Annotated in this window: 18 protein-coding genes and 1 other RNA gene; 16 read left to right on the top strand and 3 right to left on the bottom strand. The window is 64.8% G+C overall.

Features of this window, described 5'->3' with window-relative positions; genetic code table 11:
• Positions 1-124 precede the first annotated feature (124 nt).
• From ACT53K_RS09820 to ACT53K_RS09775, 10 genes are all read left to right on the top strand, one after another.
• Positions 125-829: a DUF448 domain-containing protein gene (locus ACT53K_RS09820; RefSeq protein WP_476228439.1), complete on the top strand. Its 705-nt coding sequence runs from the start codon at positions 125-127 to the stop codon at positions 827-829.
• Between the two features lie 4 nt (positions 830-833).
• Positions 834-3629, top strand: a complete 2796-nt coding sequence (infB, locus tag ACT53K_RS09815; RefSeq protein WP_476228438.1) for a translation initiation factor IF-2 — start codon at positions 834-836, stop codon at positions 3627-3629.
• A 349-nt stretch (positions 3630-3978) separates the two neighbouring features.
• On the top strand, positions 3979-4377 hold the full coding sequence (rbfA, locus tag ACT53K_RS09810; RefSeq protein WP_476228437.1) for a 30S ribosome-binding factor RbfA: 399 nt from the start codon (positions 3979-3981) through the stop codon (positions 4375-4377).
• Positions 4378-4408: 31 nt separating this feature from the next.
• On the top strand, positions 4409-4702 hold the full coding sequence (locus tag ACT53K_RS09805; protein WP_476228436.1) for an AbrB/MazE/SpoVT family DNA-binding domain-containing protein: 294 nt from the start codon (positions 4409-4411) through the stop codon (positions 4700-4702).
• Complete coding sequence (locus tag ACT53K_RS09800; protein WP_476228435.1) at positions 4647-5078, top strand: type II toxin-antitoxin system VapC family toxin; 432 nt, start codon at positions 4647-4649, stop codon at positions 5076-5078. The genes ACT53K_RS09805 and ACT53K_RS09800 overlap by 56 nt, the downstream gene beginning before the upstream one ends.
• Entirely contained in the window at positions 5078-5662 is a 585-nt protein-coding gene (locus ACT53K_RS09795) for a thymidine kinase (protein ID WP_476228434.1), read from the top strand. The genes ACT53K_RS09800 and ACT53K_RS09795 overlap by 1 nt, the downstream gene beginning before the upstream one ends.
• A gap of 39 nt (positions 5663-5701) precedes the next feature.
• A complete protein-coding gene (gene truB / locus ACT53K_RS09790) occupies positions 5702-6667 on the top strand; it encodes a tRNA pseudouridine(55) synthase TruB (protein WP_476228433.1) in 966 nt (321 codons plus the stop codon).
• Positions 6668-6688: 21 nt separating this feature from the next.
• Complete coding sequence (gene rpsO, locus ACT53K_RS09785) at positions 6689-6958, top strand: 30S ribosomal protein S15 (RefSeq protein ID WP_459117956.1); 270 nt, start codon at positions 6689-6691, stop codon at positions 6956-6958.
• A 176-nt stretch (positions 6959-7134) separates the two neighbouring features.
• Positions 7135-9462: a polyribonucleotide nucleotidyltransferase gene (pnp, locus tag ACT53K_RS09780; protein ID WP_476228432.1), complete on the top strand. Its 2328-nt coding sequence runs from the start codon at positions 7135-7137 to the stop codon at positions 9460-9462.
• Positions 9463-9639: 177 nt separating this feature from the next.
• The gene (locus ACT53K_RS09775) at positions 9640-10077 is read left to right on the top strand and encodes a hemerythrin domain-containing protein (protein WP_476228431.1); all 438 of its coding nucleotides are present in this window, start codon (positions 9640-9642) and stop codon (positions 10075-10077) included.
• Positions 10078-10130: 53 nt separating this feature from the next.
• Here ACT53K_RS09775 and ssrA read toward each other — a convergent pair.
• Positions 10131-10476: a transfer-messenger RNA gene (gene ssrA, locus ACT53K_RS09770) on the bottom strand.
• 59 nt (positions 10477-10535) lie between these two features.
• On the opposite strand from ssrA, the gene ACT53K_RS09765 reads away from it, so the two are divergent.
• Entirely contained in the window at positions 10536-10967 is a 432-nt protein-coding gene (locus ACT53K_RS09765) for an RrF2 family transcriptional regulator (protein ID WP_476228430.1), read from the top strand.
• Positions 10968-10973: 6 nt separating this feature from the next.
• Here the strand turns inward: ACT53K_RS09765 and metC are convergent, their stop codons facing one another.
• Positions 10974-12161 carry a cystathionine beta-lyase gene (gene metC, locus ACT53K_RS09760; protein WP_476228429.1) on the bottom strand — a complete coding sequence of 396 codons (1188 nt, stop codon included), beginning with the start codon at positions 12159-12161 and terminating at the stop codon, positions 10974-10976.
• Entirely contained in the window at positions 12158-12988 is an 831-nt protein-coding gene (locus ACT53K_RS09755) for a sulfurtransferase (RefSeq protein ID WP_476228428.1), read from the bottom strand. The genes metC and ACT53K_RS09755 overlap by 4 nt, the downstream gene beginning before the upstream one ends.
• 53 nt (positions 12989-13041) lie before the next feature.
• On the opposite strand from ACT53K_RS09755, the gene queF reads away from it, so the two are divergent.
• From queF to rplT, 5 genes are all read left to right on the top strand, one after another.
• Positions 13042-13488, top strand: coding sequence for a preQ(1) synthase (gene queF / locus ACT53K_RS09750; protein ID WP_476228739.1), 447 nt, complete (start codon positions 13042-13044; stop codon positions 13486-13488).
• Between the two features lie 140 nt (positions 13489-13628).
• Positions 13629-15899: a glycosyltransferase family 4 protein gene (locus ACT53K_RS09745; RefSeq protein WP_476228427.1), complete on the top strand. Its 2271-nt coding sequence runs from the start codon at positions 13629-13631 to the stop codon at positions 15897-15899.
• Between the two features lie 48 nt (positions 15900-15947).
• Positions 15948-17231 carry a glycoside hydrolase family 130 protein gene (locus ACT53K_RS09740; protein WP_476228426.1) on the top strand — a complete coding sequence of 428 codons (1284 nt, stop codon included), beginning with the start codon at positions 15948-15950 and terminating at the stop codon, positions 17229-17231.
• Positions 17232-17366: 135 nt separating this feature from the next.
• Positions 17367-17570, top strand: a complete 204-nt coding sequence (gene rpmI / locus ACT53K_RS09735; RefSeq protein WP_010543145.1) for a 50S ribosomal protein L35 — start codon at positions 17367-17369, stop codon at positions 17568-17570.
• Positions 17571-17585: 15 nt separating this feature from the next.
• The gene (gene rplT, locus ACT53K_RS09730) at positions 17586-17951 is read left to right on the top strand and encodes a 50S ribosomal protein L20 (RefSeq protein WP_010543146.1); all 366 of its coding nucleotides are present in this window, start codon (positions 17586-17588) and stop codon (positions 17949-17951) included.
• The last annotated feature ends 16 nt before the right edge of the window (positions 17952-17967 follow it).

Raw genomic sequence — 17967 nt, 5'->3', positions numbered from 1 at the left:
TCGGGGGAGGGATCGACGTGGAAGGTGCGCTGATCCGTTTCAGCCCCTCCCCCAGCCCCTCCCGCGAGCGGGAGGGGAGCGCATATCCGCGCCGTTTGCACTTCTTCCGTAACGGGAGGGGCCGATGAGCGACGCAGTTCGCACCTGCATCCTGTCGCGGGAAGAAGCGCCGCGCGAAGGGCTCATCCGGCTCGTGCTATCGCCGGAGGGCGAAGTGCTGCCGGACATTCGCGCCAAGGCCCCCGGCCGCGGCGCGTGGATTTCTGTGGACAAGGCAGGGCTTACCGCATCGCGCGACAAGGGGCGCTTGCGAGCGGCGCTGTCGCGCAGCCTGCGCACCGGCGACATCCGCATTCCCGACGATCTGGAAGACCGGATTGCCACCCAGCTGGAGCGCGCCGCGCTCGACCGGCTCGGGCTGGAGGCGAAGGCCGGCCATGTCGTGATCGGTGCCGAGCGGATCGAAAAGGCCGCCCGCAGCGGCCGGCTCCATCTGCTGCTCCACGCCGCCGATGCAGGCGAGGATGGCAGCCGCCGACTGGCCCAGGCATGGCGCGTGGGATCGGATCGCGAAGGTTCTGCACTCAAGGGCTTAACATTGCCCTTGCCACGTACCATATTGTCCTTGGCGCTTGGCCGCGAAAATGTGGTACATGCCGGCCTGACCGACGCCCGGGCGGCGCAGCGGACGAGCGAAGCGCTCAACCGCTGGCTGAATTTTATCGGACTCGAGACTGCTCCTGTGCCTTGCGAAACAGCCTCGCAAGGCGCATCGGCATTTCCGTCCGGCGTGCCATTGAACGACGTACACTTTGAGGAACTTGAGTAGCCGCATGAGCGACACCGAAAACGACAAGCCGAAACTGGGCATGCGCGCGCCGCTGGGACTGAAGCGCACGGTCGAGACGGGCAAGGTGAAGCAGAGCTTCAGCCATGGCCGTTCGAACACCGTGGTCGTGGAAGTGAAGCGCCGCCGTGTTCTCGGCCCGCAGGGTGCGCCGCAGGAAGAAGCGACGCCGGCCCCTGCGCCTGCGCCCGCCCCTGCTGCTCCGGCTGCTCGCGCCCCGCAAGCGGCGCCGCGCCCGGCGACACCGGCCCCGCGCCCGGCAATGGACAATTTGTCCCCGCAGGAACGCCAGGCCAAGCTGCTGCGCGAGGCGGAAGAACAGCGCATGCAGGCGCTGGAGGAAGCACGCCGTCGTGAAGAGCGCGAGCGTGCCGAGGCCGCCGAGGAAGAGCGCCGTCGCGCCGAAGAGCGTGCCCGCGCCGAAGCGGAAGCAGCCCAGCCGGTCGAGGCAGCGCCAGCGCCCGAGCCGGAACCTGCCCCTGCGCCCGAGCCGGCAGCAGCAGCACCTGCTCCGACTGCGGAAGCAGCGCCCGCGCCGGCCCCTGCCGCAGACCCGGCGCCTGCAGCCGCGAAGTCTGCGCCCAAGGCGCCGCCTGCGCCGCCGCGCCCGATCACGCTGCAGCTCGACGCCGGCCTGCCTGCGCCGCGTCGCTTCACGCCCGTGCAGCGCCCCGAAATCTCGAAGCCCGCACCCAAGCCGGAACCCGAAGCAGCGCAGCCCCAGGCCGCTGCATCGCAGGCCGCCCGTCCGGCGGGCGCACCTGCCGGTGCCGCACGGCCAGCAGCCGCCGGTGCCGCTCGCCCGGCCTCGCCCGGCGCCCCGGCACGCCGTCCGGGTGCCGAACCGGCCAAGCCGCAGCGCGACCGCAAGGGCGACGACCGCCGCCAATCGGGCAAGCTGACCGTTACCCGCGCTTTGGGTGGCGACGATGGTGCGCGTGCCCGTTCGCTCGCCGCGCTGAAGCGCGCCCGCGAGAAGGAAAGCCGCCGTTCGTTCGGTGGCGCACGCGAGCCGCAAGTCAAGCAGGTCCGCGACGTGGTCGTTCCCGAAGCGATCACGGTGCAAGAACTCGCCAATCGCATGGCCGAAAAGGGCGCGGATCTGGTGAAGGCCCTGTTCAAGATGGGCATGATGGTCACCGTCAACCAGTCGATCGACCAGGACACGGCTGAACTGCTGGTCACCGATTTCGGCCACAACGTCCAGCGCGTCAGCGAGAGCGACGTCGATCTGCAGATCGATACCGAGCTGGATCCGGAGGACAAGCTCCAGCCGCGTCCCCCGGTCGTCACGATCATGGGCCATGTCGACCACGGCAAGACCAGCCTGCTCGATGCCCTGCGCGGCACCGATGTGGTGAAGGGCGAAGCCGGCGGCATCACCCAGCATATCGGCGCCTATCAGGTCACGCTGAAGGACAAGTCGAAGATCACCTTCCTCGACACGCCGGGTCACGAAGCCTTCACCGAAATGCGCGCGCGCGGTGCGAACGTCACCGACATCGTCGTGCTGGTGGTGGCGGCGAATGACGGCCTGATGCCGCAGACGATCGAGGCGATCAATCACACCAAGGCGGCCGGCGTGCCGATGATCGTGGCGATCAACAAGGTCGACCTCGACAGCGCCAATCCGCAAAAGGTGCGCGAGCGCCTGCTCGAGCACGAGGTGATCGTCGAAGAAATGGGCGGCGACGTCCAGAATGTCGAAGTTTCGGCGCTGAAGAAGATCGGCCTCGACGAACTGATCGAGAAGATCCAGCTCCAAGCCGAACTCCTCGAACTGCGTGCCAACCCGGATCGCGCCGCGGAGGGCACGGTGATCGAGGCGAAGCTCGACAAGGGCCGCGGCCCGGTCGCGACGATCCTCGTCAACCGCGGCACGCTGCGCGTCGGCGACGTATTCGTGGTGGGTGCCGAAAGCGGCAAGGTCCGCGCGATGATCGACGACAAGGGTCGCCAGATCAAGGAAGCCGGGCCGGCCATGCCGGTCGAGGTGCTCGGCCTGTCGGGCGTGCCGATGGCGGGCGATCCGCTGCAGGTGGTCGAAAGCGAGGCGCGTGCCCGCGAAGTCGCCGAATATCGCCAGGGCGTGCTGCTCCAGAAGCGCACCACCCAGGCACCGGCCAGCCTGGAGAGCATGTTCTCCGCGCTCAAGGAAAAGCAGGCGATCGAATATCCGCTGGTGGTCAAGGCCGATACCCAGGGTACGGTCGAGGCGATCGTGGGGGCGCTCAACAAGATATCGACCGACGAGATCAAGGTGCGCATCCTTCATTCGGGCGTCGGCGGTATCACGGAAAGCGACGTGACGCTGGCCGGTGCCAGCGGCGCACCGATCATCGGCTTCAACGTTCGTCCCAATGCCAAGGCGCGCGAAATTGCCGATCGCAACAAGGTGGCGCTGAAATATTACGACGTCATCTACGACCTGACCGACGAGATCCGCGCCGGTATGGCGGGCGAGCTGGGTCCGGAAGCCTTCGAAACGGTCGTCGGCCGCGCCGAGATCAAGGAAGTCTTCTCGGCCGGCAAGCACGGCAAGGCGGCCGGTTTGCTGGTCGTCGACGGCTTCATTCGCAAGGCGCTCAAGGCACGCATCACGCGCAACGACGTCATCATCTACAATGGCGAAATCGCGTCGCTGCGTCGCTTCAAGGACGATGTCGCCGAAGTGCGCGCCGGTCTCGAGTGCGGTGTGACGTTCACGCAGAACTTCACCGACATCAAGCCGGGCGATTATCTGGAAACCTTCGAAGTCGAACTGCGCGATCGTACGCTGTAACGGCAAGGTCGCCAATGTTCCGTTTTTGTTCCTTGGCAGGCTAGTCTGTGATACGCTTCCTTTTCGGCTGCACCTGCGGCCGAAAAGGAGGTGGTTCATGTGCCAATAGAAGTAGTTGCAGGTCTGGTTCTGGGTTTCGCGACATTCATCGTCGCGTTGCTCGGGCTGGTGGCTAAGCTCATCGAGCTGAGTCGCAGATAACCCAGTGCGGGCTCCTGGTGCTGGAACGCCGGGAGCCCAAAACGATTTGAGCCCGGGCGCTGGAACACCCGGGCTCAAGAGGTGACGTCTTGCCAACAGTCACAGTTGCAGTGTCTCTCACATAGCGAAAACCGGTCAGAATCACAAGATGCGCAACAACGAAACCGATGAAACCCGCTCCGTCCGCGTGCTGCGCGTCGGCGAACAGGTGCGCCATGTGCTGAGTGAAATCCTCCAGCGCGGTGACGTGCATGACGAGGTGCTGGCCAGCCACATGGTCTCGGTGACCGAAGTGCGCATGTCCCCGGACCTGCGTCACGCCACCGTGTTCGTGAAGCCGCTGCTCGGCAAGGACGAGGAGGTGGTGCTGAAGGCGCTGCGCACCAACACCGCCTTCCTCCAGCGCGAAGTCGCGCATCGGGTGAAAATGAAATATGCCGCGAAGCTGAAGTTCCTCTCCGACGAAAGCTTCGACGAAGGCAGCCATATCGACAAGCTGCTCCGCGCGCCGAACGTCGCACGCGACCTCGGCGAGGGCAGCGATTGACACCGCCGCCAGTAAGACGCATCTTACCAGCATGAATGCCACCACAACTCTCTCGGCAAAAGGCCAGGTTGTGATCCCGAAAGAAGTTCGGGACGCGCTTGGCTTCCTGCCCGGTCAGCAGTTGGAGGTCGTGCGCAGCGGCGCTTCGATCGTGTTGCGGCCCATTACAACCAAATCGGGCCGCTCCTTCGACGAGATTGCCAGCGCCATTCGCGCGAAGCTGCAATACGATGGGCCTGCGCTCAGCATTGACGATATGAACGACGCAATTGGAGAAGCTGCCGCCCGCGCCGCAGCCGCGCGGGACAATCGTGCGCGCGGTTGATACGAACGTCCTCGCGCGCTTTCTGATTGGGGACGATCCGGTCCAGTCCGCAATCGCAACCGAGGTACTGCGCGGTGATGTCTATATATCGAACAGCGTGCTCCTCGAACTCGAATGGCTTTTGCGGTCGCGCTATCGACAACCCATAGACGCGGTTGCGCAAGCCTTGCGCGACCTGATCGACCTCCCGACTGTCCAGGTTGAGGACGCTGGTGCGCTCGTCTGGGCACTGGATCGGTTTTCGCAAGGCGCAGACCTTGCGGACATGCTCCATTTGCTGGCCGCGGGCCCAGCCAGCATGTTCGCGACTTTCGATCGGGCGATCCAGCGCGCCGCCGGTCCGAACCCACCCGTTTCGATCGAGACTCTCGCCTGATGGCCAAGCTCTATTTCTACTATGCCTCGATGAACGCGGGCAAATCGACCACGCTGCTCCAGGCCGATTTCAACTATCGCGAGCGCGGCATGCGCACGCTGTTGTTCACCGCCGGCGTGCATGATCGCGGCGGGCACGGCGTGATCGACTCCCGCCTGGGCATCCATGCCGGTGCGATTCCCTTCGAGGCGGACAGCGACCTGCGCGCGACGATCCAGGATGCGCATTTCGCCGCCCCACTCGCCTGCGTACTGGTCGACGAGGCGCAGTTTCTGTCGGCGCAGCAGGTTCGCCAATTGGCGGCAGTGGCCGATGAGGACGAAATTCCCGTGCTCTGCTATGGCCTGCGCACCGATTTCCGCGGCGTGCTGTTCGAAGGCAGTGCCGAACTTCTCGCGCTTGCCGACTCGCTCGTGGAGATCAAGTCGGTCTGCGAGTGCGGCCGCAAGGCGACGATGAACCTGCGCGTCGATGGCGAGGGCCAGGCGGTCCGCGAAGGCGAGCAGCGCGAGATTGGCGGCAACGACCGCTACGTCGCACTCTGCCGCCGCCACTTTACCGAGCGGCGCGGCGCAATCGGCTGAACGGTTGCGTTCCACGCCCACCGGCGTAAGCCGCGCGCGATGCATGGCTGGATCATTCTCGACAAACCATTGGGGCTCGGCTCGACGCAGGGCGTGAGCGCAGTGAAGCGTGCGCTGCGCGAGGGCGGCTATGGCAAGGCGAAGGTCGGCCACGGCGGCACGCTCGACCCGCTCGCGACGGGCGTGCTGCCGATCGCGCTGGGCGAAGCGACCAAGCTCGCCGGCCGGATGCTCGACAGCGACAAGGTGTATGATTTCACCATCCAGTTCGGGGTGGAGACGGACACGCTCGACGCCGAGGGCAAGATGGTTGCCGAGTCCGCGGTGCGGCCGACCCTGGGGCAGATCGAGGCAGTTATACCGCGCTTCACCGGACCGATCGAACAGGTGCCGCCGGCCTATTCGGCGCTCAAGGTGGATGGCGAGCGGGCCTATGATTTGGCGCGCGCCGGCGAAGCGGTGGTATTGAAGAGTCGCGCGGTGACGATTTACAGGCTGGAGGTAATAGCGGCCCCAGAGGTCAGTCACCCTCACCCTTCCGCGGCTTCGCCGCTCCCTCCCTCTCCCGATGGGATAGGGAAGGGTGAGGGCGACGAGTATATCCAGCAAATCACCCTGCGCGCCCATGTCTCCAAGGGCACCTATATCCGCAGCCTCGCGCGCGACATCGCGGTTGCGCTGGGCAGCGTCGGCCACGTCACCTATCTGCGCCGGATCAAGGCCGGGCCGTTCACGCTCGATCAGGCGATTTCGCTGGACTTTCTTGCCCGTGCCGCTAAGGAGCGGCGCCTTGAAGACATTCTCCTGCCGTTGAGGGCGGGGCTGGACGACATCCCGGCTCTATCTCTCTCCCCCGATCAGGCAGGGCTGCTCCGTCAGGGACAGGTCTTGGTCGGGATCGCCGCAGACGATGGCCTCCATTTCGCGCTTTCGGGAGAAACCCCGGTCGCGCTGGTAGAGGCAGAGGCCGGACGCATCCGGGTCGTTCGCGGGTTCAACCTGTAGCATGATGTCGAAGGAAAACGCATGTCGATCACGCAGGAGCGCAAGGACGCGCTCGTCAAGGAACACGCCCGGGCAGAGGGCGATACCGGCAGCCCCGAAGTGCAGATCGCGATCCTCTCGGAGCGCATCGCCAACCTGACCGAGCACTTCAAGACCCACGCGAAGGACAATCACTCGCGCCGCGGTCTGCTGATGCTGGTCAACAAGCGCCGCAGCCTTCTCGACTATCTGAAGAAGAAGGACGCGACCCGCTACACCGATCTCATCGCGAAGCTGGGTCTTCGCAAGTAACACGGAAAGGCGACCTTCGGGTCGCCTTTTTGTCATTCCGGTGCGATAACGCACCGGCAGTCCCGGCATGTGCCGGGGCAGACGGGGGATCCGGCAATACGGTCGGTCCCACGAGCCACAATCGGCTCACGCATAGGCCCCCCGCGTGATTGGCACCGGGGAGTGAAGGAAACGAAATGTTCGACAAGAAGACTGTATCGATCGAGTGGGGCGGCAAGACGCTGACTCTCGAAACGGGCAAGGTTGCCCGCCAGGCCGACGGCGCGGTGATCGCGACCCTCGGCGAAACCGTGGTGCTTTGCGCCGTCACGGCTGCGAAGAGCGTAAAGGAAGGCCAGGACTTCTTCCCGCTGACCGTCCACTATCAGGAAAAATTCTCGGCCGCCGGTCGCATTCCGGGCGGCTTCTTCAAGCGCGAGCGCGGCGCCACCGAGAAGGAGACGCTCGTCTCCCGCCTCATCGACCGCCCGATCCGCCCGCTGTTCCCGGAAGGCTTCTACAACGAAGTCAACGCCATCGCGCAGGTGCTGAGCTATGACGGCGAGAACGAGCCCGACATCCTCTCGATGATCGCCGCGTCCGCCGCCCTCACCCTGTCGGGCGTGCCGTTCATGGGCCCGATCGGCGCGGCGCGCGTCGGTTATCTCAACGGCGAATACATCCTGAACCCGACCGACGCGCAGGTTGCCGAGGGCGAGCTCGATCTCGTCGTCGCCGCCACCTATGACGCGGTGATGATGGTCGAATCCGAAGCCAAGGAGCTTTCGGAAGAGGTCATGCTCGGCGCCGTGCTGTTCGCGCACGATGCGTGCCGCGAAGTGGTGAAGGCGATCGTCAAGCTCGCCGAGCAGGCCGCCAAGGATCCGTGGGAAATGGCGTCGCAGGACGACAACGCCAAGCTCAAGGACAAGATCAAGAAGCTGATCGGCAAGGACATCGCCGCCGCCTACAAGCTGACCGACAAGTCGGCCCGCTCGAACGCGCTCAACGAGGCGCGTGCCAAGGCGAAGGCGCAGTTCACCGAGGACGGCCTGTCCCCGCAGGAAGTCATGGCCGGCATCAAGCTGACCAAGAAGCTGGAAGCCGAGATCGTCCGCACCGCCATCCTGAAGGACGGCAAGCGCATCGACGGCCGCACCACCACGCAGATCCGTCCGATCGAGGCGGAAACGCACTTCCTGCCGCGCGCGCACGGTTCGGCGCTGTTCACCCGCGGCGAGACCCAGACCATCGCAACCTGCACCCTCGGCACCAAGGACGCCGAGCAGATGATCGATGGCCTGAACGGCCTCAGCTACCAGAGCTTCATGCTCCACTATAACTTCCCGCCCTATTCGGTCGGCGAAGTGGGCCGCTTCGGCGCGCCGGGCCGTCGCGAAGTCGGCCATGGCAAGCTGGCATGGCGCGCGCTGCACCCGGTGCTGCCCGCCAAGGAAGACTTCCCCTACACGATCCGCCTGACCAGCGACATCACCGAGTCGAACGGCTCGTCGTCGATGGCGTCGGTGTGCGGCGGTAGCCTGGCGCTGATGGACGCGGGCGTGCCGATCAAGCGCCCGGTCTCCGGCATCGCCATGGGCCTGATTCTGGAAGGCAAGGATTTCGCGATCCTGTCCGACATCCTGGGTGACGAAGATCACCTGGGCGACATGGACTTCAAGGTGGCCGGCACCACCGAAGGCATCACCACGATGCAGATGGACATTAAGATCGCCGGCATCACCAAGGAAATCTTCGAAGCAGCGCTCAACCAGGCGAAGGCCGGTCGCGCCCATATCCTGGGTGAGATGAACAAGGCGCTGGGCGAAGTTCGCACCGAACTGTCGGCGCACGCACCGCGCATCGAGACGATCACGATCGACAAGACCAAGATCCGCGACGTCATCGGCACCGGCGGCAAGGTGATCCGCGAGATCGTCGCCACCACCGGCGCAAAGGTCGACATCGACGACGAGGGCATCATCAAGATCAGCTCGTCGGACCTCGACCAGATCGAAGCCGCGAAGAAGTGGATCCTCGGCATCGTCGAGGAGCCCGAAGTGGGCAAGGTCTACACCGGCAAGGTGGTGAACCTGGTCGATTTCGGCGCCTTTGTGAACTTCATGGGCGGCCGCGACGGCCTGGTCCACGTCTCCGAAATCAAGAACGAGCGCGTGGAGAAGGTGGCCGACGTCCTGAGCGAAGGCCAGGAAGTGAAGGTCAAGGTGCTCGAGATCGATCCGCGCGGCAAGGTTCGTCTGTCGATGCGCGTCGTCGATCAGGAAACCGGCGCCGAGCTGGAAGATACCCGCCCCGCCCGCGAACCGCGCGAGCCGCGCGGCGACCGGGGTGATCGTGGCGATCGCGGCGGCGACCGCCGTCGCGAAGGCGGCCGTGGCGGCGAGCGTGGCGATCGCGGTCCGCGCCGCGACCGTGGCGACAAGCCGCGCCGCGAGCGCAGCGAGGACAAGGAAGACGGCGGCGATGTCGGCCTGCCAGCGTTCCTGACCGGTGACCGCGACTGACCTCATCGGTTCGCGATACCCAAAACAAGAAAAGGGCCCGAGCGATCGGGCCCTTTTTCTTTACTGGTGCGAATCAGCGGCGAGTATTGTATAAATATTCGTTACATTCGCCATAAGTGATATTCCGACTGACCTTTGGTCCACGAAGAGCGCAAGAGGCTACCTCAGGAGGGCTTCATGAGCAGAGCGACGATAACCGAATTGCGGCATGATCATCAGACAATCGAGGTACTTGCGCGACGCCTTTCGGACATGCTCGACACCGATGCGCCGCCGCAGACGCTGTCGATGACACTGAACCATTTGCTGCAGGCAGTGGCGGACCATCTCGATCGCGAAGATGCGACTATCTACACGCTGGCGATGGCGGCGCAGCCCGGCATTTCCCAGGATGCGGCAGAGAATGTCCGCGACGAGTTCGAGCGGCTGAAGGCCAATTGGCAGGATTATCTGCAGAGCTGGACACCCGAGGCGATCGCCGCCGATCGGGGTGGCTTCGCAGAGGCATCGCGCGCCATGCTGCCGCGCCTGCGCGACCGCGTGAAACTGGAAGAAGACCTGCTGATTGCCAGCGCGCTTTCACCTTCGCCCAAAGCGCAAGTCGCGGCGCGATAAGTTCGCGGATACGGTCCAGGGGGTTCTGTTGCCCGGCCCCCCTGGCGGCCGCTGGAATCCACTTCTGTTGCCCGGTGTGGTCCAACCGCGCTTTTGTCAATCTAACCTAGACCGTGAGGTCTTGGGTTAGGCCGCAATCGCGAGCGCCTCGTTATCGTTGGCACTTGTAAAATGGGCCGTCACGGTGGACCCACTCCGGACGAAAACAGCGCTTTTCAACACACGTCGATCCTGGTTCGGCCCCGTCAGAAACGGTGTCCAGATACACCACCGGTTATGGTGGAGCCGCCGGGTACTGCCCCCGGGTCCGCTGCGTCTATTGCACGCCGCAGTTTATCGCCATAGCCGGGCGAACCCGGCAGAACCCCATATAGGGGCTTTCCGCTTAATGAAAAGGTCATGTTGAAGCGCCTAAGGGCCTTCACAGCGCCGCATTCGATAGGCAAGGAGGATGCGTAATGTTGACGCAGCGTTCCCGGTACGCGCTTCGCGCGATGCTCTTCCTGGCCGAACAGCCCATCACGGGCGCGCCGGTTCCGATGAACCGGATTGCCGCGGAAGCCAATGTACCGCGCAAATTTCTCGAGCTGATCCTGGCCGATCTGCGCGAGGCGGACTTCCTGTTCTCCACGCGCGGCAAGATGGGCGGCTATCGACTTGCTCGTCCGGCCCATCTGATTTCGCTGGGTGAAATCATTCGCGTGATCGAGGGGCCGCTAGCGCTGGTCCCCTGCGTCAGCCGCACGGCCTATCGTCGCTGCGCCGATTGCAAGGACGAGGCGAGCTGTGCGATCCGACAGGCGATGGCGCGGGTACGCGACGAAACTGCCCGCATCCTCGACGGCACCAGCCTGGCCGATGCCGTTGCGGAAGATCTGGCAGCGGCGTGACCCGACTTATCCGCGCGCGGCAGTGAAGCGGGCCAGCCCCGCTTCCAGATCCGCGATCAGATCGTCGGCGTCTTCCAGACCGATATAGAGACGGACCGCAGGCCCTTCCGCCTGCCACGGCACGATCGTGCGGATGCGCTGCGGATCGGCCGGGATCGCCAGGCTCTCATAACCACCCCAGCTGAACCCGATGCCGAAATGGCGCAGACCGTCGATCAGCGCGGTGCGTGCCGCCTCGTCCCCGCCGTTGAGCACGAACGAGAACAGGCCGCAGCTTCCCCGGAAATCGCGCACGAACAGGTCGTGCCCCGGACAGTCGGGAAGCGCCGGATGCAGCACCCGCGCCACTTCCGGCCGGGACTTCAGCCACTGCGCGATCTTCAGCCCGCTCGCGCCAGACTGGCGGAGGCGCACTTCCATCGTACGCAGGCCCCGCGCCGCCAGATAGGCGTCGTCGGGGCTGGCACACAGGCCGAGCTGATAGGTCGCGGCCCGCAACCGCTCATACTGGCCCGGTGCCGCCGTGACCGAACCCAGCATCACGTCCGAATGGCCGACGACATATTTGGAGCAGGACAGGATCGTATAGTCGATCCCCTTCTCGATCGCCGGGAAGAACAGCGGCCCCGCCCAGGTATTGTCGAGCAGCGTGGTGATGCCGCGCGCCTTCGCCACCCCGACGATCGCGGGGATGTCCTGAACCTCGAAGGTCAGGCTGCCCGGACTTTCGAGAAGGATCGCCCGCGTACGCTCGCTGCACAGTGCGGCAATGCCCTCGCCGATCAGCGGGTCGTAATAGGTCGCGGTGATGCCCAGGCGCTTGAGCATGCCGTTGCCGAACGCGCGGGTCGGCTCGTAACTGCTGTCGGGCAACAGCACTTCGTCGCCGGGGGACAGCACCGCCAGCAATGCAGTGGTAATCGCCGCCACACCTGACGGATAGAGCAAGGTCGCCTCGGCGCCGGGCTCAAGCGCCGTCAGCGCATCGGCGAGCGACCACTGGGTCGGCGTGCCGCGCCGGCCATAATAGAGCTTGTGATGCGTGTCGGCGCTGCCGCGTTCGCGCATCTCGGCGATATTGTCGTAGAGAATCGTCGATGCACGCCACACCGGCGGATTGACGATGCCCTGCGTCCATTCGGGGCGGCGCCCCGCGTGCACGACGCGGGTAGCGTCCTTGTCTTCCTGGCTCATGCGCCCACTGCCTTTTCCGTTTCGGGATGCGCGCCCCATTCGGTCCAGCTGCCGTCGTAGAGCGCAATTTCGTGGCCCAGCAGATGTGCGGCGAAGACGATGATCGCCGCCGTGATGCCCGAACCGCAGGTGGCGACCAGCGGCTTGGTGAGGTCAATGCCGGCATCGTCGAACAGCGCCTGGAGCGCCGCGGGCTGCAACCAATGCCCGTCAACCTGGAAGAACCGGCCCGAGGGCATGTTCTTCGATCCCGGAATATGCCCGGCGGCGCATTCTGGACGCGCATCGGGTTCCGCACCGGAAAAGCGCGCTGCCGAACGAGCGTCGACGATCTGCTCACTGGTCGTCCGCATATCCTGCAGCGTGCGGAGCTGCGCGTTGGGTTCCCCCGCCTTGAAGCTGGAGGGGGTAGCGATGTGCGGACCGGTCTCCAGCGGCAGCCCTTCAGCGCGCCAATGGCCGATATTCCCGTCGAGAATGGCGGCATGCACCCCGAACATGCGCAGCACCCACCAGGCACGGCAAGCGGTGTGATGTGGGCTGTTGTCGTAAAGGACAATGCGCGTCGAGCCGGTCACGCCCAACGCCGCCATGCGCGCCTCAAACACGGCCCGCTTCGGCAGCATCGACGGCAGCGGATTGTCGGCATCGACCAGCATGTCGAGGTCGAGCAGCCGCGCGCCGGGAATGTGCCCGGCCTCGAACTCGGCACGCGGATCCTGCTTCGCCGCACCGGGAATGGTGGAGGTATAGGTAGCATCGAGGACCAGCAGGTCCGGCGTACCAAGCTGCGCCGCAAGCGCCTGCGTGCTGATCAATCCGTCCATGGGGGCGGTCCTACCCCTATGGAAACCGCATCGCAAACGCCTACATGGCGCGCATGGACGCCAAGCATCTCGGAAAACAATCCGCCCTGCCCGCCAGCCCCGAAGAAGCGGAGCTCGACTATGTGCCCAACCCCCGGCCGGGCAGCCGCTATCTGGTGCGCTTTGCAGCACCCGAGTTCACCTCGCTCTGCCCGATCACCGGCCAGCCCGATTTCGCGCATCTGGTGATCGACTATGTGCCGGGCGAGCGGATCGTCGAATCCAAGTCGCTCAAGCTGTTCCTGGGCAGCTTCCGCAATCACGGCGCCTTTCACGAAGATTGCACCGTGGGCATCGGCGAGCGGCTGTTCCGCGAAATGCAGCCGGAATGGCTGCGGATCGGCGGCTATTGGTATCCGCGCGGCGGCATTCCGATCGACGTGTTCTGGCAATCGGGCAAGGCACCCGAGGACGTCTGGGTGCCGGATCAGGACGTTCCCGGATACCGCGGACGCGGCTGAACGTCAGATTTACAGACCGCCTCGGCGGGTATAGCGTGGTGCATTGCAGCACATCTGCAACTGATTCGAAAAGCGGGAGTTTATCAAGGCATTAGGCCCGTCCCGGGCCGAATTGATGATGCATTAGCGAAAGGTCAGCCATGGCACGGTCTCCGATTCAACCGAGGATCCGGCATCTTGCCCTGATCGGCAACTTTCTGCCGCGCAAATGCGGGATCGCAACCTTTACTAGCGACACCTATTCGGCACTTGCCGAACGCTATCCGGCTATTCAGGTCGACGTCTATGCAATGGACGACAAGCCGGGCCATTACGCCTATCCGCCGCAAGTGACGCGCGCGATCCCACAGGAGGATCGCGCCGCCTATCTCGATGCCGCCCGCGCGATCGAGGCGAGTGGTGCCGAGGCGCTGTGGATCCAGCATGAATATGGCATTTTCGGCGGTGCAGCTGGCGACATGCTGCTCGCGCTGACCGACCGTGTCTCGATTCCGGTGATCGCCACGCTCCACACCGTGCTCGAGCGGCCGAGCGCCGACGAGCGCCGGGTGATGGAAGCGCTGATCCGCCGCGCCTCGACGCTGATCGTCATGGCCGAGAAGGGCCGCGAGATACTGCAGCGCGTCCACGGGGTAGAGGACAGCAAGATCGTCGTGATTTCCCACGGCGTACCCGACCGCCCCTTTGCCGATGCTGATGCGTTCAAGCCGCGCTTCGGCTGGGAAGGGCGACACGTGATCCTCACCTTCGGCCTGCTCGCGCCCAGCAAGGGCATCGAGACGATGATCGAGGCGATGCCCGCAGTCGCCGCTGCCCATCCAGACGCGCTGTACGTGATCCTGGGTGCCACCCACCCCAATCTGGTCGCCCATGAAGGCGAAGCCTATCGCGACCGGCTGAAGGCGCAGATTGCCGACCTGGGCCTGGAAAACCATGTCGCCTTTGTCGACCGTTTCGTCGAGCAGCATGAGTTGCTCGATTATCTGCAGGCGGCGGACATCTATGCCACCCCCTATCCCAATCCGGCGCAGATCACGTCGGGCACGCTTTCCTATGCGGTGAGCATGGGCAAGCCGGTCGTTTCGACGCCCTATTTTCACGCTACCGAAATCCTTGCCGACGAGCACGGCTTGCTGGTCGATTTCGGCGACAGCGCCGCCTTTGCCCGCGAGATCAACCGCCTGCTCGGCGACACGCCCGCACGTCAGGCGCTGGCTGACCGCGCCTATGCACGCGGCCGAACGATGTTGTGGGCGCGGCTGGCCGAACGCGCGGTCGGCGCAATCGAGCAGGTTCTGGGCGAAAAGCCGCAGCGCATTGCCCGCACTGCTGCCGAACTGGCGCCGCTCGCTCCCGATCTGAGCGCGGTGGAGCGGATGAGCGACTATACCGGCATGCTCCAGCATTCGATCTATTCGGTGCCGGATCGTCGCCACGGCTATTGCATCGACGACAATGCCCGTGCGCTGATCCTGATGTGCCGGATCGACGAAATCGACGAGGTCGTGCGCGACAAATGGATGGCGGTCTATGGCGGCTTCGTCCAGCATGCCTGGAATCCGGACACGCGCCGGTTCCGCAACTTCATGAACTTCGACCGCAGCTGGTGCGAGGAAGAAGGGTCGGAAGATTCCAACGGCCGGGCGCTCTGGGCGCTGGGCGTCGCCGCCCGTGATGCCCGCGCGCAGAAGCATCGCGACTGGGCATCGGTGCTGTTCGACGAAACGGCGTCGATCGCACTCGAACTGGGCAGCCCGCGCGCCCGCGCCTTTGCGATGTTGGGCGCTGCGGCAATGGCAGAGGCGCATCCCGGCCATCCGCTCGCGCGTGAAATCCTCACCCGCTTCGGCGAGGAGCTGATCGCGCTGCTCGAACAAGCGCGCCGGCCCGAATGGCGCTGGTTCGAAATCGTGCTCGCCTATGACAATGCCCGTCTGCCCGAAGCACTGCTGCGCGCAGGGCAAGCGCTGGGGCGGCGCGACTTCGTGGCGGTGGGTCTCGACACGCTGGACTGGATCGTGGCGCGCCAGACCTCACCCGAAGGACGCTTCCGCGCCGTGGGCACCGAAAGCTTCGGCCGACCCTATGCCGATCCGCTGCCGTTCGACCAGCAGCCGCTGGAAGCACAGGCGACGATTGACGCCTGTCTGGCGGCGCATGACGTAACCGGCGAAGCGCGCTGGGCGGAAGAGGCGATGCGCGCCTATCGCTGGTATCTGGGCGCCAATGACCTTGATACGCCGCTAGCGACGGTGGCCGATGGCGGCTGTTTCGACGGGCTGATGCCCACCGGCCTCAACCGAAACCAGGGCGCCGAGTCGATTCTGGCACTCCAGTTGGCGAATTGCGCGATCTCGGCTCTTTCAATGCGCGCAAAAATCGTGGCAGGACCGGAAATGGCAGTTGCCTGATCCGCGGATCGGCGGCAGCCAAAAGACTGGGTCGCCCGGGGGTTGCCGATGCTCGAACTGTTCCACCATAGCCTGAGGCTGCGGGCCGACCCTTCGCGCGTAGTGGTGCGGCCCTTCCACATCGCCTGGGCGTCGAACGGGCAGGCGCCCAGCCGAACCGAGCGAATCGTGCAGGAAGTGCTGGCATTGCCCCCGGCCGAGGCGCGTACGCAGTTGGAACTGGTGCTCAAGGATTTCGAGGCGCGCCACTGGCAGACGCGCCGCGTGTTCATGACGCGCTATGACGAAATCGAAGCGCTGCTCCAGCTCGACGGCAGCATGATCGGCGACGAGAAGCGGCAGTTGCTCGGCGCCTATTTCTGCCACGAATATAGCTATGCCGCCGCCGCGCTGATGAACCCCAGCGCCGTGCCGCATTATGACCAGAGCGGCATGCCGCCCGGCAGCATGCGCATCCTGATGTCGCTGCGCGCCGTGGGCGAAGGGCATATTTCGTCGGTGGCGTTCCGCGAAGGCATCATCACCGACCAGAACGAGCTGACCCTCGCCCCCGAGCCGCCCTTTGCCACCGCCGCGGACGCGCGCGAGAATGAGGAGCGGATGCCGGAGGGGCCGGTGCGCGTCTATCGCCACCGCGATTCGACGCTGTCGGGCACGGTGATCTTCCCGATCACCCGCGCCCAGTCGAACGGGCTGGAGGATCTGCGCATCTGCCATTTCCACCATGCCGACGGCACGCCCGAATGGATCGGCACCTATACCGCCTATAACGGATCGGTGATCCAGTCGGAGCTGCTGCGCACCCGCGACTGGCGCAGCTTCGACCTGGTGCCGATGACCGGCAGCGCCGCGCGCAACAAGGGCATGGCGCTGTTTCCGCGCACGGTTAACGGCCGCTACATGATGCTCGGCCGGCAGGACGGCGAGAATATCTTCCTCCACGCCTCCGACAGCATCACTCATTGGGAAGGCGGCGAGTTGCTCATCAAGCCGCGCTTTCCCTGGGAACTGGTGCAGATGGGCAATTGCGGGCCGCCCATCGAAGTCGACGACGGCTGGCTGGTGCTGACGCACGGCGTGGGCGCCATGCGCAAATATTCGATCGGTGCCGCGCTGCTCGACAAGAACGACCCGTCGAAGGTGCTGGCGCGATCGAAGGAGCCGTTGCTGGCCGCCGCCGACCAGGACCGCGAAGGCTATGTTCCCAATGTCGTCTATACCTGCGGCGCGATTCGCCACGGCGACAGCCTGTTCATTCCCTATGGTGTGGCTGACAGTTCGGTGGCCTTCGCCTTCACGCCGATCAAGGCGCTGATCGCGCAGATGGACTGAGCGGCGCCGGCAACGCACGGTGGTTGCATTGCCGGCGTCGTTCCGCTAAGGGGCCGCCTTTCCGCGATCGAGGGACCGTCCGGCTAATAGGGCTGCCGAGGCTGTCTGCAATCGTCGAACCATAAGGAGACGAAAATGCCCAAGCTCAAGACCAAGAGCGGTGTGAAGAAGCGCTTCAAGTTCACCGCCACGGGCAAGGTGAAGCACGGCGTCGCCGGCAAGCGCCACCGCCTGATTTCGCACAATTCGAAGTATATCCGTACCAACCGCGGCACCAGCGTGCTGGCCGACGCCGACGTGGCACACGTCAAGGCGTGGGCGCCGTACGGCCTGAAGTAAGGGAGGTCCTGAAAAATGGCACGAGTGAAGCGTGGTACGACCACCAAGGCGAAGCATAAGCGGATTTTGGATCAGGCGAAGGGCTATTATGGCCGTCGCAAGAACACGATCCGCATCGCGCGCCAGGCCGTCGAAAAGGCCGGCCAGTACGCCTATCGCGACCGCAAGGTAAAGAAGCGCAGCTTCCGCGCCCTGTGGATCCAGCGCATCAACGCCGGCGTCCGCGCCGAAGGCCTGACCTATTCGCAGTTCATGCACGGCCTCAAGCTGGCCGGTATCGAACTCGACCGGAAGGTCCTGGCCGACATCGCGATGCACGAAGGCGAGGCGTTTACCGCCATCATCGCGCAGGCGAAGGCGGCACTGCCCCAGGCCGCCTGAGCGGTACTGCGAGCAA

This window comes from Sphingomonas sp. DMC8, assembly GCF_056314185.1.
This window is presented reverse-complemented; position numbering and strand designations above follow the sequence as displayed.

What these genes read in the sequence shown, in the direction of transcription:
- ACT53K_RS09820 (WP_476228439.1), top strand. Translation starts at nt 125, where the DNA reads ATGAGCGACGCAGTTCGCACCTGCATCCTGTCGCGGGAAGAAGCGCCG.
- infB (WP_476228438.1), top strand. Translation starts at nt 834, where the DNA reads ATGAGCGACACCGAAAACGACAAGCCGAAACTGGGCATGCGCGCGCCG.
- rbfA (WP_476228437.1), top strand. Translation starts at nt 3,979, where the DNA reads ATGCGCAACAACGAAACCGATGAAACCCGCTCCGTCCGCGTGCTGCGC.
- ACT53K_RS09805 (WP_476228436.1), top strand. Translation starts at nt 4,409, where the DNA reads ATGAATGCCACCACAACTCTCTCGGCAAAAGGCCAGGTTGTGATCCCG.
- ACT53K_RS09795 (WP_476228434.1), top strand. Translation starts at nt 5,078, where the DNA reads ATGGCCAAGCTCTATTTCTACTATGCCTCGATGAACGCGGGCAAATCG.
- truB (WP_476228433.1), top strand. Translation starts at nt 5,702, where the DNA reads ATGCATGGCTGGATCATTCTCGACAAACCATTGGGGCTCGGCTCGACG.
- rpsO (WP_459117956.1), top strand. Translation starts at nt 6,689, where the DNA reads ATGTCGATCACGCAGGAGCGCAAGGACGCGCTCGTCAAGGAACACGCC.
- pnp (WP_476228432.1), top strand. Translation starts at nt 7,135, where the DNA reads ATGTTCGACAAGAAGACTGTATCGATCGAGTGGGGCGGCAAGACGCTG.
- ACT53K_RS09775 (WP_476228431.1), top strand. Translation starts at nt 9,640, where the DNA reads ATGAGCAGAGCGACGATAACCGAATTGCGGCATGATCATCAGACAATC.
- ACT53K_RS09765 (WP_476228430.1), top strand. Translation starts at nt 10,536, where the DNA reads ATGTTGACGCAGCGTTCCCGGTACGCGCTTCGCGCGATGCTCTTCCTG.
- metC (WP_476228429.1), bottom strand. Translation starts at nt 12,161, where the DNA reads ATGAGCCAGGAAGACAAGGACGCTACCCGCGTCGTGCACGCGGGGCGC.
- ACT53K_RS09755 (WP_476228428.1), bottom strand. Translation starts at nt 12,988, where the DNA reads ATGGACGGATTGATCAGCACGCAGGCGCTTGCGGCGCAGCTTGGTACG.
- queF (WP_476228739.1), top strand. Translation starts at nt 13,042, where the DNA reads ATGGACGCCAAGCATCTCGGAAAACAATCCGCCCTGCCCGCCAGCCCC.
- ACT53K_RS09745 (WP_476228427.1), top strand. Translation starts at nt 13,629, where the DNA reads ATGGCACGGTCTCCGATTCAACCGAGGATCCGGCATCTTGCCCTGATC.
- ACT53K_RS09740 (WP_476228426.1), top strand. Translation starts at nt 15,948, where the DNA reads ATGCTCGAACTGTTCCACCATAGCCTGAGGCTGCGGGCCGACCCTTCG.
- rpmI (WP_010543145.1), top strand. Translation starts at nt 17,367, where the DNA reads ATGCCCAAGCTCAAGACCAAGAGCGGTGTGAAGAAGCGCTTCAAGTTC.
- rplT (WP_010543146.1), top strand. Translation starts at nt 17,586, where the DNA reads ATGGCACGAGTGAAGCGTGGTACGACCACCAAGGCGAAGCATAAGCGG.